Source organism: Microcoleus sp. Pol7_A1 (genome assembly GCF_036701085.1).
In the GTDB taxonomy this organism is placed as follows: Bacteria; Cyanobacteriota; Cyanobacteriia; order Cyanobacteriales; family Microcoleaceae; genus Microcoleus; species Microcoleus asticus.
Genome location: NZ_JAUBQD010000038.1, coordinates 1 through 17,579, shown reverse-complemented (window position 1 = coordinate 17,579; position 17,579 = coordinate 1). Strand labels below are relative to the sequence as shown.

Here is a 17,579-nt window from a genome sequence, read left to right as displayed (position 1 = left end):
AGCAAGTTACTGTCTAAAATTTTTCAATAACTATTATAAATTGCTTTTCAATATATATTTCCTCAGCCTCATTTCACTAAATCCACAGAGATTTTTCAGCCAACTCGTTACCCTAGGAGTAACAGCAATCAATGTCACAGACCTCTCCAACCACTTTCCTGTCAAACCGTTCTCAAAAAAAGCTGTCACTTCGCCTGATTTTAGTATTGCCATTCGTCGTGCAAATCTTTGCTGTTGTCGGGCTGACAGGCTGGCTATCCTTACGCAACGGACAAAAAGCAGTCAACGAAGTTGCCAGCCTGTTGCGGAGTGAAATTACGGCCCGCATCCAGCAGCAGCTCAACACTTACCTAGACACAGCCCCTCGCGTCAATCAACTGAATGCCAATGCCCTTCGCCTAGGGTACTTAAATCCAGACGAATTGGAGAGTATGGAGCGCTATTTGTGGGAGCAAATTCAAGCCTTTCCTTCTCTGCCCCAGATGGGTTTTGCTACTAAAACGGGAGAGTTCATTGCTATTGAACGCCAAAAGAATGGCCAAATATTTTTTAAAAGAGTAGATAAGGATAGTCGTACTGAATTTCATATTTATGAATCGGACAGCAAAGGCAATCAGACAAAGCTCTTAAAAAATTCTCCTAGCAACAATATACTCAACCGTTCTTGGTATAAAGACAGTGTACGCTTAGGCCGCCCCACATGGAGCAAAATTTTTCCGCTTACAGGTCAGAAAACGCTCTCGCTTCCTGCCGGACATCCAGTGTATGACGAAAGTGGCGAACTGCGCGGAGTATTCGTTGCTAATTTTTTGATCTCTTTCCTCAGTGACTTTCTGCAAAGCTTAAGAATCGGTCGATCGGGACAGACATTCATTATGGAACGTTCTGGACTCCTAGTAGGCAGTTCAACTCTCAAAGAAGCATTTATCACCAACAATGGCAAACTCGATCGCCTGAATGCTTTAGATAGCACAGATGATTTAATTCGGCTGACAACAGCGCATTTAAAAGAACGCTTTGGCGACCTCAGTAAAATTAGCAGATCTCAGCAATTGGATTTTACGATCGCCGGTCACCGACAATTCCTCCAAGTTATGCCCTTTCAGGATAGCCGAGGATTGGATTGGCTGATCGTGGTCGTAGTTCCTGAAAGCGATTTCATGGATCAAATTAACGCCAATACCCAGACTACCATTTTGTTGTGTTTGGGAGCCTTGGCGCTGGCTACCGTTTTGGGAATCTTAACCGCACGCTGGATTACGAGCCCGATTCTCCGTTTGAGCGCAGCTTCTAGGGCGATCGCCAGTGGCGACTTAGAGAAAAATGTGCAGGTAAAAGGCGTAGAAGAACTAGAAGTTTTGGGTCAGTCTTTCAACCTGATGGCACAACAGTTGCGCGAATCCTTTGAGGCGCTAGCCAAAACCAATTCCGAGCTAGAAATTCGAGTAGAAGAACGCACCGCCGAACTCACGGAAGCCAAACAAATTGCTGATACTGCCAACCAAGCTAAAAGTGAATTTTTAGCGAATATGAGTCACGAATTGAGAACGCCACTCAATGGCATTTTAGGATACGCTCAAATTTTAGAACGCTCGAAAACGATGGGCCCGAAGGAACTCCAAGGCATCAGTATTATTCACCAGTGTGGCTCCCACCTGCTAACCCTGATCAATGACATCTTAGACCTCGCTAAAATTGAAGCTCAGAAATTGGAACTGTACGCGAAAGATTTCCATTTTCCTTCCTTTTTGCAGGGAGTCGCAGAAATTTGCCGCATCCGAGCCGAACAAAAAGGAATTGCTTTTGTTTATCAACCAAGTTCTGAAATGCCTCCTGGTATCCACGCTGACGAAAAACGGTTGCGACAGGTACTCATTAACTTACTGAGCAATGCAATTAAGTTTACCAACGCTGGAGGGGTGACTTTTAAGATAGAACATCTGGAAAATGGGACAGGCGAAAAGGTAAAAAGCAATGAGCAAAAGCCAGCCTCACCAATTCACAAAATTCGGTTTCAAATTGAAGATACTGGCGTTGGTATGACACCAGAACAATTAAAAAAAATATTTTTGCCTTTTGAACAGGTAGGAGACAGCAAGCGTCAGGCGGAAGGAACCGGCCTCGGTTTAACAATTAGCCAAAAAATTGTTGAAATGATGGGTAGTACCATTCAAGTAAAAAGTCAGTCAGGAGCAGGCAGTGTTTTTTGGCTAGATTTGGATTTACGGGCAGCGGCAGACTGGGCAAATACAACCACTATTGTCAAGCAACGAAAACTCGTGGGCTACCAAGGTAGAAAGCAGAAAGTTTTGGTTGTGGATGACAAATGGGAAAACCTCTCCGTCATTGTCAATCTGCTGGATCCCCTCGGATTTGAAGTAACCGAAGCTAAGAACGGTCAAGAGGGTTTAGAAAAAGTAGAAGAGTTTAAGTTCGATCTGATTATCACTGACTTGGTGATGCCAGTGTTAGATGGCTTTGAGATGATGCGCCGTATCCGAAATTTGCCAGACTATAAAGAAGCGGCAATCATTGCTTCATCTGCCAGTGTATTTGCTACAGATCAACATAAAAGTTTGGAGCGTGGAGCCAACGATTTTCTCGGTAAGCCCGTGCAGGCAGAAGAGCTATTTGAGATGTTGCAAAAATATTTGGAAATAGAATGGATATATGACGAACTAAAAAAGGAAAAAATCAGCACAAATCCCCTTTCCTCGGCTCCTACATCACTTTCTGAATCGACCTCTTTCATGGCTCCCCCGCCAGGAGAAATGGAACTTTTATTTGAACTGGCGATGAGAGGCAACGTGAAAGGAATTGTGAAGCGCAGTGAGCACCTAGAGAAATTGGATCAGAAATTTGTGTCCTTTGCTGTTGAGCTGCGCCAGTTAGCCCAAGGCTATCAGGTCAAAAAAATCAAAGAGTTTATTACATCCCACAGGATAGAAAAAGAATGAAGGCAGCAAATATGGAAACAAGCACCATCTTAATCGTCGATGACAACCCTAGCAATCTGGACGTGCTTTCTGAAGCTTTAGCTGGTTCAGGATGGGAAATATTGGTAGCAATTGATGGCGAAACTGCCATCGAACAGGCTGAATACAGTCAGCCAGATTTGATTCTGTTAGATGTGATGATGCCAGGAATTGATGGGTTTGAAACCTGTCATCGGCTGAAGGCAAGTCCGCTGACAAACGAAATTCCGGTGATTTTTATGACTGCTCTTTCTGACATAGGAGATAAAGTCAAAGGCTTTAATTTAGGGGCGGTGGATTACATTACTAAGCCCTTTGAACAACAGGAGGTGTTAGCTCGCGTCAACCTCCATTTAAAGCTGCGTTCTCTTACTAAAATTCTTGCCGATAAAAATCTGCTTCTCAAACGGGAAATAGAAGACAGGCTCGCAGCAGAAGCAGCGTTACATCAGCTCGCGCAGGAGTTAGAAAAACGAGTGGAAGAACGAACGGCTGAACTTTCTCAAGCTTTGGATAATCTTAAAAAAGCTCAAGTGCAAATCGTTCAAAGTGAAAAGATGGCTTGCCTTGGTCAACTTGTAGCTGGGGTGGCTCACGAAATTAACAATCCAGTTAGTTTTATCTCCAATAATATCCCTATTGCCAAGGAATATATTGCCGATTTGATCGGGATGACTCGGCTGTGCCAGCACAACGTTACTTCGACATCAGAATTTGAGGATAAGTCCCAGGACATTGAGTTAGAATTTATTGTTGAAGATTTGCCAAAAATTATTGATTCAATGGAGCTAGGAACAGAGCGACTTTACAATCTTTCTATGTCACTGCGTAATTTCTCTCGGTTGGATACATCGGCACTAACGCCAGTGAATATTCACGAAGGGCTAGATAGTACCTTATTAATTTTAGCGCATCGACTGAAATCTAAAGGAAGTTTCCCAGGAATTGCAGTGATTAAAGAGTATGGAAAATTGCCGCTAGTCGAGTGTTATCCGGGGCAACTTAATCAGGTGTTTATGAATATATTGGCGAATGGAATTGATGCTTTAGAAGAGTCTACGATCAGTTGTCCGCTGTGCGGGGAAAAGAAACAGAGCAATGACAGTCCACAGATTCGGATCTGCACTGAAATGCTTCAGGATGACAGAGTGGTGATTCGGATTGCTGATAATGGGGTTGGTATAACTCAGGAAGTAATGCAGCATTTATTCACGCCGATGTTTACTACTAAATCAGTGGGTAAAGGCACAGGTTTAGGTTTGTCGATTAGCCGTGAGATCGTAGAAGGAAAACATGGTGGTAAGCTGACCTGCATTTCCTCGCCTGAATGGGGGGTAGAGTTTGTAATTGAGCTTCCTATTCAGCATTAGTAATGGGGATTTTTTAGGGTTAATCTTAGTTTTGCTGTTTAGTTAAAATACCGTTAATAATACGATCGCCCATGTCTAATCTACCAATCACCATCACTGTCAAACTCTTTGCCGCCTATCAAGAAGCAGAGGGCTTGTCCCAACTGAAATTAGAATTTCCCAAAGAAACCTCCGTATCGCAAGTCCTAGAACGCCTGAGTGCCGCCAACAGTTCTAGAGGCGACCCACCCGCTTCGCTATCAACAAGGAATTTGCCCTCGCCCCACCCCACTCCAAAACGGTGATGAAGTCGTCCTCATTCCCTCTGTCAGCTCTTCCCCTCTCCCCTCGGACGCTCCCCCGAGGGCGATCAGGTTTGTCACCGGGCGGGCGATCGAGCTAAACTTAGAACAGAGGCCTCCCTTCGATCGAAAGAAGTCCTCAAACTTCTTGGAAGAAATTGTTTTACCTAGGAGTGGGTCAAGCCCACTTTTTTTGTTGCATTAGTCGCAGGAAAAGAGCTCAGGGCGTCTGACTTGCAAGTTGAGGACTGATTTAGTAGGGGTAATCCCCCCGCTTGAGATCCCTGCTGGGATGTTAGGTAAGTCCCAAAGTTGAAGACGAAAGTCGCAGCCACCTAATCAAACCACCTCAAAGCCAAGCAATCTCAACACCAAATTTTTCCTTGCCGTGTCCGAGTTCAGGAGTTTTAACTTAAGTATTCGATATGACTCATCCCCTAATCCCACAAATCATTGACTTAGCTACCCCCGTTGCGGAAACACTGGGATTGGAAGTAGTGGGAGCAGTGTTTCACACCAACCAAAATCCTCCCGTCTTGCGGGTAGACATCCGCAACCTCCAACAAGACACCGGTTTAGGCGACTGCGAGCGCATGAGCACAGCCCTCGATGCCGAGTTAGAGGCAGCCGACATCATACCCGATGCCTATGTGCTAGAGATTTCCAGTCCCGGAATATCCCGATTGCTCAGCAGCGATCGAGAATTCATTACCTTTAAAGGTTTCCCCGTGACAGTCAAAGCCACCGAACCGGACTCGCGAATCAAAGAGTGGAAAGGACTGCTCCTGTCCCGGGATGAAACAGCGGTTTATCTCAATCAAAAAGGGCGACAGGTTAAAATTCCCCGCCCTCAGATTGTCAAAGTTGAACTAGACGAAGGAAAGGAGAGGTAAAGGGAAATTTTGAGTTTTGAGTTTTGAGTTTTGAGTTTTGAGATTGCCTCGCAGCAAGCTGAAAACGCTTGGCTGCGAGTTAATTTTTAACAATCCTATCTGTAGCTGCAGGTTGAATAGGGACAACAAATAAATTGTTACAGCACCGAGTTACCCTAATCCAATCCAGTAACTCATCACTCCTCTGTCATCACTTTTCCTTGAAACTTTTCAAGTACAAATTACCGATTACCAGTTACTTATTACCACAGCAAAAAAGGAGCGTTTTATATGTCAATGGTTCCCCTGCCCGGACTAAAAGAAATGGTCGAAGGTATTAGCAAAGAACGCAATTTACCCAAACACGCCGTCCAAGCAGCCTTGCGAGAAGCCCTGCTCAAAGGATACGAACGCTACCGCCGCACCCAAAAACTCGATCACTTCAGCGAAGAATACTTCGACAATTTTGATGTAGAACTCGACGCAGAACAAGAAGGTTTCCGCGTTTTAGCCAACAAAACTATTGTCGAAGAAGTCATCAATCCCGATCACGAAATCTCACTTACGGAAGTGCAAGAAGTAGCCACGGAAGCTCAACCAGGCAGCATCGTGCTCGTAGATGTAACACCAAATCAAAAAGAATTTGGTCGCATGGCCGCCATCCAGACGAAACAAGTTCTAGCTCAAAAACTGCGCGACCAACAGCGCAAAATGATTCAAGAAGAGTTTAAAGATTTAGAAGAAACCGTTCTTCAAGCAAGAGTGCTCAGGTTTGAGAGGCAGTCGGTAATTTTAGCAGTCACCAGCAGCTTCGGTCAGCCAGAAGTAGATGCCGAACTCCCTAAGCGGGAACAGTTGCCCAACGACAATTACCGGGCCAACGCTACATTCAAGGTTTATCTCAAAAAAGTAGGCGAAGGCTCTACTAGAGGGCCGCAGTTACTTGTTTCTAGAGCGGACGCAGGTTTGGTGGTTTACCTGTTTGCTAACGAAGTACCAGAAATAGAAGACGGGGTGGTGAGGATTGTCGCCGTAGCCAGGGAGGCAAATCCGCCCTCCAGGCACGTCGGCCCCCGGACTAAAATAGCAGTTGATACTCTCGATCGCGACGTAGATCCCGTAGGAGCCTGCATCGGAGCGCGGGGATCGCGGATTCAGGTAGTAGTCAACGAATTGCGCGGCGAAAAAATAGACGTGATCCGCTGGTCTCCAGACCCAGCAACTTATATTGCCAACGCTCTGAGTCCCGCTAGAGTAGATGAAGTGCGTTTAGTTGCTCCTGAAGGCAGGAGAGCTCACATTTTGGTCGCTGAAGACCAACTGAGTCTTGCCATTGGCAAAGAAGGTCAGAACGTCCGCCTCGCAGCTCGCCTCACCGGTTGGAAAATCGATATCAAAGATATTGCTAAGTACGATCGCGCCGCCGAAGACAGCAAATTGGCAGCAGAAGCAACTAGGCTCGAAGAACTAGCAGGCGACTACGACGCAGACGAAGCAGGCGACTACGACGACGAGGAAACCGCAGAATTTGAGGAAGAGGAGGCAGTCGCCACGGAGGAAACCGAAGCCGCCGTCTAAAAACTGTGACATTTACCGAAGAAGAATTCAGAATTCAGGAGGCAGAATCCAGAATGGGTTCTGTGCGACAGGATGGAGAATCGAGGTTGAAATCCCGCGATTTTAATCGGGGATCGCAAAAAATTTTTCCGTGACCGTTACCCCTGACATGGGGCATGGCGTATTTTGAATTCTGAATTCTGTCTTCTGACTCCTTGTCATAAGATTTTCTCTCTTCGGGAGACAAGGAGGACTTGTCCCCTACTCCCCCCTCTCCCCCTACTCCCCCTCTCACAAGAAATGAAATCGAACTACCGGTGCTGTGCAAGTTGTCGAAAAATAGCTCCTAAGGAAGCTTTTTGGCGAGTAGTCAGGCTCTATCCTTCTCATCAGGTACAATTAGATCGTGGCATGGGCCGATCTGCTTACCTTTGTCGGGAAGGCGAATGCCTCAAAGCAGCTCAGAAAAAAAATCGACTTGGGCGATCGCTCAAAGCGCCTGTGTCTGACGAACTGTACCAAACACTTTGGCAGCGTTTAGCCACATCTGACTGTACATCTTACTCTGACCGGGCCTGACGAAAAACCGACAATAGTTCGGTATCGACTGTATAAACCCTCTTGGCAGCCCTACCAGTAATTACCGGTAGCGCCAGCTATAAAACCCCAATCCGATCTGCCCACCAGTCTGGAAAGATTTGTGTCAGATTAGATAAGGGTAGGGTACTACCAGAGGTATCCTCAAGGTGGAAAGGCAAACTTTGAAGCTTGAGAGAGTGGGTTTTGCCAAAACTCAGACTTCGGAGTTCCAAGTTCCCAAACAGACTTGAGAATTCTTCAACCGCAGACTTCAGCGAGTTGCATCTTTTTAGATAAAATTGCTGAGCGAGTACCAAAACCCCGATTCCTGACACTGAATCAATCACAGCGAATGATGTCGTCATTAGAACAAAAAATCACAATGTAAAAACTGGTTGGCACAAAAGAGGGCAGAGTGGATGAACAACGGCAAAGTAAGAATTTACGAATTATCACGGGAACTAAATTTGGATAATAAAGACATCTTGGCAGTTTGCGAACGGCTCAATATTTCAGTCAAGAGCCACAGCAGCACAATTACAGAATCCGAAGCAGAGCGCATTCGCAAAACGGCGGAAAAATACGTAGCCAGCAGCCACTCTTCCCCCGGCAAGCCAGCTCCCCCCGAAAGAGCAGCAGCGCCATCTAGAGAATCTGGCCCTCACCCTAACGACCAACAAAAAAAGCAGCAAATTTTAGAAATACGCAGTCCAAAAGTACGGCCGGCTGGTGCAAACTCCCAGCCTGCGGGCAACGAGGAGCAAAAAACCCAGCCTGGGGCCACCGTGGCAACTCCTCCCAAGTCGCCCGCAGCTCAACAACTCCAGTCTCCAGCTAAACCGAATATCAATCGACCTGTACTGTCGAAGCCAAATGTCGCTGTGTCGGCGGCTCCGTCAGAAACAGTGTCGGAAACAGTGTCGGAAACAGTAGGTGCGATCGCGGAAACAACCGCGCAGGCTCAGGCACCTCTGACACCTCAACCTTCATTGGAAAAGGCTCCCGAACGCACCAAGCAACCGCCGCTCGCTCCCCCCGGGCCGTCGGCCAAACTCACGTCGCCGCCAGTTAGAGCAGCGTCCGAGTCGGCTAGCCGTACCCCACAAAATCTGGGAAACAAGCCGGTACTCAAACTTGCAAAAACCGAGCAAGAGCAATCAGAACAGTCAGAAACTCTGGAAGCGCCGGCTAAACCGAGCCGCCCTAGCAGACCTGCACCGGGAACTGCTACCGAATCTCGCGACGCGCAAAGACCTCGCCGCGAAGGCGTTGGTGGCCCAGTAAAAACTCAACTGGCCGATCGACCCCAGCCCGGTGGCCCGCGCCGGAGTCTTGCCCCCGCAACGTCAGCTACCGGGCTGCGTAGCCGGGGCGGTGGCACCGCAGCCATAGGGGATGACACTGATGACAATGAAGAAGATAATACGCCGTTGCTGGAGATTCCTCTCCTCGAAAGGCCCTCCCTCCCTCGTCCTGCCAAAAAGACATCGGTCATTTGGGAAGAAGATGATGACGAAAACTCAGATGCTGCTAAAGCTGCTAAGGCTGTTAAGGCAAAACGTTCTCGCCTCAAACCCATAGACGAGGATGATGATGACTTAGAAAACGGCTTGGATCTGCCAGCACCAGTCACTGTCAGCCTGTCCCTAGCCCGCCCAGCTAAAGCGAAGGGACAAGCAGCACCCAAGTCAACACCAACTCCGGGCGCACCTGGAAGCAGCGGAAAAAATAAGAGACCAGGCCCTTCTCACGATAAAAGTTCTTCTTCAGGCTCCAGCGGGGGACGCGGCAACCGGGGCAAAACAGCGGAAGCTAAGGTAGAACGTCCAGAAAAGCTGCTGCTGAGCAGGCCGATGACCGTTCAAGAACTAGCAGTTACTCTGGCTGTTCCCGAAACCGAAATTATTAAGCGGCTTTTCTCTAAAGGAATTGCGGTAAATATTACCGAAACCCTGGACATTCCAGCGGTGAGGATGGTAGCCGAAGAAATGGGCGTAGAGGTGGAAACCCCAGAAAAAGTAGCCCCAGCTATCAAAGTGATCGAGATGCTGGACGCAGCGGATTTGGAATACCTCGAACGCCGTCCCCCAGTAGTAACGATTATGGGTCACGTGGATCACGGCAAAACTACGTTGCTCGACTCGATCCGCAAAACCAAGGTGGCTCAGGGAGAAGCTGGGGGAATTACCCAGCACATCGGTGCTTACCACGTAGATGTGGAACACGAAGGCAAGAGCCAGCAGGTGGTATTTTTGGATACGCCCGGTCACGAAGCCTTTACAGCGATGCGGGCTCGGGGAACACGGGTTACGGACATCGCCATCTTGGTGGTGGCGGCCGACGACGGCGTGCGACCCCAGACAATTGAAGCGATCAGCCACGCGAAAGCGGCGAAAGTGCCAATTGTCGTGGCTATCAATAAAGTTGACAAGGAGGGTGCTCAGCCGGAACGGGTGAAGCAAGAGCTTACTGAGTACGGTTTGGTGGCAGATGACTGGGGCGGCGATATCACGATGGTTCCAGTCAGCGCGATCCGAGGCGAAAACCTGGATACGCTGTTGGAAATGATTCTGACAGTGGCGGAAATGGAAGACCTCAACGCCAACCCGCACCGACCGGCTAAGGGTACTGTGATTGAAGCTCACCTCGACAAGGCAAGGGGGCCTGTGGCAACTCTGCTGGTGCAGAACGGCACTCTGCGAGTGGGCGATATTGTGGTCGCAGGTTCGGCTTTGGGCAAGGTGCGGGCAATGATCGATGACCGGGGCGAGCGCGTAGAGCAAGCAACTCCATCCTTCGCGGTGGAAGTGCTGGGGCTGCGGGAAGTTCCTCGCGCCGGAGACGAGTTTGATGTCTTCGCAAACGAAAAAGAAGCTGCTGCGATCGCCTCTGGAAGAGCTACATCCCAAAGAGATTCCCGCCTGCTGCAAGGCGGCCGGATCAGCCTCAGCGGCTTCTCTCAACAAGCTAAGGAAGGCGTTCTCAAGGAACTCAACTTGATCTTGAAGGCAGATGTCCAAGGCTCCCTCGAAGCAATTGTCGGCGCTCTGACTCAACTTCCTCAAAAAGAAGTTCAACTCCGACTGCTGCTATCTGCTCCTGGGGAAATTACAGAAACGGATATTGACCTCGCAGCAGCCAGCAACGCTGTAATTATCGGGTTCAATACTACTCTCGCCACCGACGCTCGCCTCGCCGCCGACCAAGCAGGCGTAGACGTGCGGGAATACAGCATCATCTACAACCTCTTGGATGACATTCAAGGGGCGATGGAAGGCCTGCTGGAACCCGAATTGGTGGAAGAACCTTTGGGTCAAGTCGAAGTGCGCGCTGTCTTCGCGATCGGTCGCGGGGCTGTGGCTGGATGTATGGTACTCTCTGGCAAAGTCATCCGTAACTGTAAGGTTCGGGTGCGTCGGGGCAACAATGTCGTTTACGAAGGTGTCCTCGACTCCCTAAAACGGATGAAGGAAGATGCCAAGGAAGTAAATGCGGGCTTTGAATGCGGCATTTCCTTGAGCGGGTTTAGCGACTGGGCGGAGGGCGATCTTATTGAAGCCTACCGGATGGTTACTAAGCGCCGGACTCTTTCTCAATAGTTTTGAGTTGTGAGTGTTGGGTTGGAAGAGAAGTTTTGAGCGAAAGCAACTAAATTGCCGATCGCTCGCCACTATTCTCTTCACTCAATACTCCCAAACTCATCACTCGCAACTTTTGTTTTCAACTTATAGCAGAAGCAAGAAGGAAAAATGTTTTAGTTATCTGGGAGAGAAGGAAGAAGCAATACAAGCAGAGATGTCAGCAATTAAAAACGTCCTAATCCTCTTACCTGTTGCTGAAAATTCAAAATTTAAAACTTAAATAAGACTTACGCAAAGCAACCGATATTCTTCCCAAAAAGCTCGGTTTGACCGCTAGATATGTACTCTTCGCACCGGATTTCTGGGTCAAGAGTGCGTCTCAGACTGTTAAAACTCATAACTCATAACTCATAACTCATAACTATTTAAAGTGCGTTCTTTTTGGTCAGATCCTTTTTTGTGGATTCATGTTTCTGGGGCGGCTACACTGCCGATTTTCCTGGGACTGTGCTTGCTGGGACTCGCAGTGGGTTCTCCCCTGCTCCCTGTGTGGTTAGAAATGTTTTTAGTGGCTGTAGCAGGTATTGTTCCTGTGCTGTTGATGCAGTGGTTCCGCCCTTTTTACATTTTTAGTATTTTAGTGGTGGCGGTGAAACCGCAGAATTTAACTTCTTTGCAGCAGCGGATTCTGACTCGGTTTAAAACTAAGTTAAATAAAGGAATCGCTATTTTTGTTGCTGTTTTGCTGGCAGTAATTTTGTGGCAGCTCTACCGCTTCGCTCCCCTCGCGGCTTCGGTGGCTCCCTTTCCTCCTTCCTCGCGGTGGGCTGGATTGTTGTTGGCAGCTTCTGCTTTTTTCGCTAGCAATTTGTTTTTGCAGGTGTCTGCTAGTGTCATCGGGGTTTTGCTGACGCCGGAATCAGAATTTGCAGCGACAAAGCCTCATGTTTTAGAAAAAATTCGGCAGGATTTTACGATCGCGCCTTGGCAAGTCGATCGACTTTTGCCGGCTTTCGCAGCCGAGACAACTGCCGCTGTGGCTGCACCTGCAGAGCCAATGGGGCAAGCATCCGGCATAGGGAATTCGTCAGGCGGCAGTATTGTCAACCCGAAACCTGCTGATATCAACGGCGTTACATCTCTACCGGAAGAGTCGATCGAAAAAAAGTGAAATAAAAAATTAAGATAGACACACTTGTAGTTTAAGCTACTTTACTTTGGACAGATGTATGCTTTTAAAAAAACAGGTAATTCCCCTCTTATGATTGAGATTATTAATAGTCTTAATATTTAATTTTTAATCGCAGGCTGTGGATATTTTATATTGGTTATTTGGAGAGAAGAATCTATAATAGAGAGTGTCAAGGTAAGCTTTCAATCCTTACAGGGGATTAAAACAGAGGTATAACAATATGGCGAATTATCTACCGCTCTCACAACAGCCTCAAGCCGGAGAGCCGATCGAGCTGTGCGAAGATTCTGAAATCTGGGGCAGTCTCAAAGAAGCGATCGGCGCAAGTTCGGGATTTCAACGCTGGCAGCTAGAACTCAATTTTGAGCGTCAGCAGCAAAATGCCACCATCGATCAGCAGGTTCGTTCCTATCTGCGGGAAACTTTAGAAACTTTGGCTTACTGAATTCCTTAAAACCAAATATTGTCAAGGTTTGTGAATTTTACAGGCAAATTTTGCTGGCATCCCCTCCAATATGCTAAGTGAGTACCCAAAGTGAGCAAAGAGCCCAACTTCGGACATCAAATTGCAGGGGAGAGTATTTCTGCTTACTAAGTCTGGATTAATTCCCGCATTTTACTTGCAGCACACTATCAGAAAAATCAAGAAAAAATTAGCCTAAAACCCCCAATACAAAGCGACTGCAGCCGCTATCTATTGACGTGACCGTTGCCGAAACTCTTTATAATAAGGCTGAAGCAAAATAAAATTAATAGTGCGGTCGTGGCGGTACATCAAACCGTCCCAATCACCGTGTTTACACATCTTTTGCACCGTAAGTCCTATTAAATACTGTACAACCAGAGTTGAGGAAAATGCGCTTAGTCATAGTTCAGTATGCCGGCGATTACGCAGAAGCCTTTCAGCGTTTAGCCAAAGGTGGAAACGAAACATACTACGCTCAAAAATATTCTGTTGATGCCGTTACCGAGATGGCAAAACGAGCGGAGTCCGTAACTGTTATTTGCTGCATGACACCAGAATTTAACGATCGGGTTCTAGAAAACGGCGTGCGGGCGATCGCTTGCGGATTTAATCACAAAATTAATTACCCAAAATTGATCCAGTTAATTGCCGAGCAAAAACCGACTCATTTAGTGATGCGGACGACTCTTACAGATGTTTTCAAGTGGGCAATTAAAAACAAAATTAGAACCATCGCTGTATTTGCAGAATCTATTGCGACCACAAGTTGGCGAAATAAAATCCGCAACTATTTCCTAGCCAAGTTGTTGAATAACAAGCAAATAGAATGGGTAGGGACTTACTGCCTTACTTCATCTTTATTGTTCAAACAAATTGGAGTGAAACCAGATAAAATAATTCCTTGGGACTTCCTGATAGAGACCAATCCCGGCTCTTTGTCGCCGAAAGAACTCCCACCGACCCTCAACTCTTTGAAACTCTTTTACGCGGGCTTGTTAATACAAAGCAAGGGAGTTGGTGATATCTTAGAAGCCGTAGCCAAGCTAAAAGAACGGAATATATCAGTTAACTTAAAATTGGCAGGTACAGGCGAAGAAGAGTTTTTTATCGAGCGAGTCGAACAGTTGCAAATTAAAGATTCTGTAGAATTTCTGGGAGTAATACCAGCTCAGACTATAGAACCCTTAATGAGAGAATGCGATCTCGTTTTGGTTACTAGCAGGCACGAATATCCCGAAGGTTTTCCACTGACTATTCAGCACGCTTTACGCACTCAAACACCGATAGTAGCTTCGGATCACCCGATGTTTAAAATCTATTTGAAGAACGGCGTTAATTCCATGATTTTTGAGGCGGGGAACTCTCTGGCTTTAGCCGAATCTATCGAAAAAGTAATTTCGGATTCAGCGCTTTACCACAATCTTTCTGTCGCTTCTCACTCAACCTGGTATGAGTTGCGCCTACCTGTCAAATGGGCAGAATTGATCGATCGCTGGCTGGATGATTCCCCTGAAAGCAAACAGTGGTTATTTGACAAACGGCTGGCTTCTGGAGGCTACAACTCAAGGTAAAGTTAATAATTAGGTCGCTCTAATTAAACTTGAGTAGGACTTATATGTAGTCCTGTCATATAACCACCATCAGGCAAGTAGTGAGGACGAAGAGTCGTTTCTTAAAGATTTTAGGCAATAAAGACTCTTCGTCAGTCCTCTCCTTTTTAGTATTTATTTTGCCTGCATTTTTTCCCGAATCTGCTTTCCGCGCCTAGCAGCAACTTGTGGCCAAGTCAACTCCAAAGCTCGCTGGCGGGCGGCGGCTCCCATCTTAGCCCGCAAATCAGGAGAATTAGATAGTTTTCGCAGTCCCTCCACCCAGGCGTCTGTATCGTAGGGATCGAGAATTATGCCGTCAATGCCATCACGCACAACACCGCCTCCTCCCATCGGTGAAGCGAGAATCGGCAAACCATGACCCATTGCTTCATAGATAACGAGTGCGCTACCTTCCTCCAGACTGGGAAAGGCAAAAAAGTCAGCTTGGCGATAGGCAGAACTGTAGTCCAAGGCATAATCAAAATGAACTACATCAGGACGTTCCAGCAAATGGCTGCAAGTTTGAGCGATCGCCGGTTCGAGTCTGCCAAAAATTGTCAGTTTTCCCTTAATCCCTGCTCGCTCCCAAGCTTGCAAGAGCAGGTGAGTCCCTTTGCGGACGCAGGCAAAACCGAGAAACAGGATGTTAATTTCCTCTGACGGCGGTTTGTGGGAGTTATAATTAGGGAAATTTTCGGGCGACCAACCTTCAGTGGTTAACAGCAGTTTTTCTTCAGGAACTCCGGCTTCTTGAAACGATTTTACTACTGCCGGACTGGGACAAAACAGAAAGTCAACTAGCTTGAGTTTTTGCTCTTCGTTCTTAATTGTTTCTGGGGTAATTGCGTGTTGAGGTTGCAATTCCAAGCGAGAGTAAGCATCGTCAAGGATACTCTTAGCTTGCCTTTGACAAGTATTAACTCGCTCCCAGAAAATCGGCTTGCTCTGCTTGTTGACGCTCTTTACAGTATCTAAGGAGAGACCGGGCCACAAGTAGGCAGCATCAAAATCTTTGAGATCTTTGAGAAAACGCTTCTCTGTCTTAATTTTGGGAAGACTGGGGCTGCGGTAATACAGTTTTTTCAGAAATGACGGAATTGCTTCAACTATATTGGAGCCGCGGCAGGAGCGATCGCAACTCGGGACAACCATGCGAGCTTTCAGCTCAGGGTGTTGCCATTCTTTGCACACTGAAAAAAATACGTGGCTGATGGCTCGGTCATTGCAATGTATTGGGGATAAAGCACTTAGTTTTAACATGGGATTCATCTTGAGTTAACTAGAGTTTTTCTACTTTTTTCTAAACACGAAGATAGAAAAATGAGGCTCGGTTTAGAGACCAGTCTCGTTTGATTTAAAAGTAGATTCTGCCGTCTGACAGTGATTGTATGGTGACAAGATAACATTTCAGTAAATTCACTGACAAGGCCCTGAACCCAAAATTATGTATTTTTACTGTAAAGAATGAAACAGCAGCATCCACAACGCACTGAAAATTTTTCCAATATGTTTAGCGTCCTCCTACTAAATAGGGCTTTTCAAGCTTTTTAGATAACTTGGCGATTGAAATTGCTCCTACACATACTTTCGTCCTGGTTCTTACGGACTAAGATAACAGACCGGGTTTTAAGCCCGGATTTGCTAAGTAAGACCACTTAAAAAAACAGAATACCCTGAACCCCAACTTCGCGCCTAGTTGTCGGGAGTCTAAAAGCTATTGGATTTTACGTTTAATTAAAGTGATACCATTTTTTTAAAGATGTGATAGAGATAAAGAATGTAAAATCCAAGACCATCCGGTGAGAAAACCAATGACGCGAGCGGTGAAAGATGCCAAAATTTCCTGGACTTTTGTGCGGAGTTCGTCAAGATTACTAAACACCGACCAAGCTAAAGAATCTTTGAGATATTCCCACACTCTTTCTGTGGGATTTACTTCAGGACAAGCCGGAGGCTGAAATAGTAAAATAACATTGTCTGGTAATTCAGATGAGCCTAAATTATGAGCGGGTGCGTTATCAACTTGAATGATGTGTAATTCAGCAGGATATTGTCTTGACAAAAGTTGTAAATATGCTTCAAAACAAACTTTGTCTAAATGCGAAAACTCCCAAAAAAACTTTTTCCTGTAGCGCTCGATACTGCCCCATACAGCCAAAAACACTCAAACTTCCATTGATGCTTTCCGATTGGCTTTACGCCTGAAAGCGTCAGCTTGCGCCGACGAATTGTATGCAGCCCTAGACGAGTTTCATCACTACACCAAAAAGTGACTTTTTTATATTTTTTTACTTGAGGTAAAGCTTTGTCTAGTAAAGCTTTTATCTGTTGATGCAAGTTATTTTTAAATTCATTAATTGCCGTAGATTTATGAGAAACACTGCGAGGTCTTGGAATTTTTAATTTACTTTTTAATTCACCTCTCACTAAAGAATATACAGCCGGGTAACTACTGGCTATTCCTTTAATCAACCAGAGCCAGAGATGAACTTCTTGGTAACTCCGAAATCCTTCGGGGTCTCTCAACTCTTGTTGCAAGGTCGCTGCTATTTCAACTGAAAACTTTTTTGGGCGGCCAAAAACCTGCCTATTTTTCAACAGATTTTCCATACCGCCCTCTTTATATTGAGAGAGCCAGCGATGAATTGTTGCCTCACTTTTACCTAAAAGTGCCGATACTTCCCGCACAGTTTCTACTTGTTTTGACTGAAATAAATAAAGCATTTGAACTTTGTTATAAGCTAGTATTCTTTTTTGCTGTTTGAGGATTTCTCGTAAATTTTCTACAGATTCGGTAATCTTTATATGAGGACGACCAGACATTGTAATTCTTTCCTTTACTTTTTACAGAAGTCTATCACATCTTTAAAAAAATGGTATGAGGTGCTGATAATTAACTTGTCAAAGGCGTTGTGAAGAAAAAAACATCGAAAAAAAACATCCTAGCTGCTTTTCTGAAAAAACAGCTAGGATGTTTGTATGGCAAACTATTTCAGGACTTTAGGCTGCTGTTGCCAAAACCAGATTCTTAGTTTGACCGATCGCCAAACATTTTTTAACAGCAGCAATGACATCTTCCACATCTGCATCTGTTAATTTTGCCGAAATCGGCAA

Annotated in this window: 12 protein-coding genes and 1 pseudogene; 10 read left to right on the top strand and 3 right to left on the bottom strand. The window is 46.1% G+C overall.

What is annotated here, in order from left to right; genetic code table 11:
* Window positions 1-131 precede the first annotated feature (131 nt).
* From QUA20_RS20250 to QUA20_RS20225, 6 genes are all read left to right on the top strand, one after another.
* Entirely contained in the window at window positions 132-2,957 is a 2,826-nt protein-coding gene (locus QUA20_RS20250) for an ATP-binding protein (RefSeq protein ID WP_333190848.1), read from the top strand.
* Window positions 2,954-4,345 carry a response regulator gene (locus tag QUA20_RS20245; protein WP_333190847.1) on the top strand — a complete coding sequence of 464 codons (1,392 nt, stop codon included), beginning with the start codon at window positions 2,954-2,956 and terminating at the stop codon, window positions 4,343-4,345. The genes QUA20_RS20250 and QUA20_RS20245 overlap by 4 nt, the downstream gene beginning before the upstream one ends.
* Before the next feature lie 71 nt (window positions 4,346-4,416).
* A complete protein-coding gene (locus tag QUA20_RS20240) occupies window positions 4,417-4,629 on the top strand; it encodes a hypothetical protein (RefSeq protein WP_333190846.1) in 213 nt (70 codons plus the stop codon).
* A 422-nt stretch (window positions 4,630-5,051) separates the two neighbouring features.
* A complete protein-coding gene (gene rimP / locus QUA20_RS20235) occupies window positions 5,052-5,519 on the top strand; it encodes a ribosome maturation factor RimP (protein ID WP_333161177.1) in 468 nt (155 codons plus the stop codon).
* Window positions 5,520-5,789: 270 nt separating this feature from the next.
* The gene (gene nusA, locus QUA20_RS20230; RefSeq protein WP_333190845.1) at window positions 5,790-7,076 is read left to right on the top strand and encodes a transcription termination factor NusA; all 1,287 of its coding nucleotides are present in this window, start codon (window positions 5,790-5,792) and stop codon (window positions 7,074-7,076) included.
* A gap of 279 nt (window positions 7,077-7,355) precedes the next feature.
* Window positions 7,356-7,634 (top strand): YlxR family protein, encoded by a 279-nt coding sequence (locus QUA20_RS20225; RefSeq protein WP_172191971.1) that lies wholly within the window; start codon window positions 7,356-7,358, stop codon window positions 7,632-7,634.
* A gap of 77 nt (window positions 7,635-7,711) precedes the next feature.
* On the opposite strand, the gene QUA20_RS20220 is transcribed toward QUA20_RS20225, so the two are convergent.
* Window positions 7,712-7,999 (bottom strand): hypothetical protein, encoded by a 288-nt coding sequence (locus tag QUA20_RS20220; RefSeq protein ID WP_172191973.1) that lies wholly within the window; start codon window positions 7,997-7,999, stop codon window positions 7,712-7,714.
* A gap of 54 nt (window positions 8,000-8,053) precedes the next feature.
* Between QUA20_RS20220 and infB the strand changes: the two genes are divergently transcribed.
* From infB to QUA20_RS20200, 4 genes are all read left to right on the top strand, one after another.
* Window positions 8,054-11,233 (top strand): translation initiation factor IF-2, encoded by a 3,180-nt coding sequence (gene infB, locus QUA20_RS20215; RefSeq protein ID WP_333190844.1) that lies wholly within the window; start codon window positions 8,054-8,056, stop codon window positions 11,231-11,233.
* A 412-nt stretch (window positions 11,234-11,645) separates the two neighbouring features.
* Window positions 11,646-12,386, top strand: coding sequence for a low-complexity tail membrane protein (locus tag QUA20_RS20210; protein WP_333190843.1), 741 nt, complete (start codon window positions 11,646-11,648; stop codon window positions 12,384-12,386).
* Between the two features lie 241 nt (window positions 12,387-12,627).
* Window positions 12,628-12,852 carry a hypothetical protein gene (locus QUA20_RS20205; RefSeq protein WP_333190842.1) on the top strand — a complete coding sequence of 75 codons (225 nt, stop codon included), beginning with the start codon at window positions 12,628-12,630 and terminating at the stop codon, window positions 12,850-12,852.
* 410 nt (window positions 12,853-13,262) lie between these two features.
* Window positions 13,263-14,444 carry a glycosyltransferase gene (locus tag QUA20_RS20200; protein WP_333190841.1) on the top strand — a complete coding sequence of 394 codons (1,182 nt, stop codon included), beginning with the start codon at window positions 13,263-13,265 and terminating at the stop codon, window positions 14,442-14,444.
* A gap of 153 nt (window positions 14,445-14,597) precedes the next feature.
* Here QUA20_RS20200 and QUA20_RS20195 read toward each other — a convergent pair whose 3' ends face one another.
* Both QUA20_RS20195 and QUA20_RS20190 read right to left on the bottom strand, forming a co-directional pair.
* The gene (locus QUA20_RS20195) at window positions 14,598-15,725 is read right to left on the bottom strand and encodes a glycosyltransferase family 4 protein (RefSeq protein WP_333190840.1); all 1,128 of its coding nucleotides are present in this window, start codon (window positions 15,723-15,725) and stop codon (window positions 14,598-14,600) included.
* A 493-nt stretch (window positions 15,726-16,218) separates the two neighbouring features.
* Window positions 16,219-17,288: pseudogene (locus QUA20_RS20190) on the bottom strand (IS630 family transposase).
* Between the last annotated feature and the right edge of the window lie 291 nt (window positions 17,289-17,579).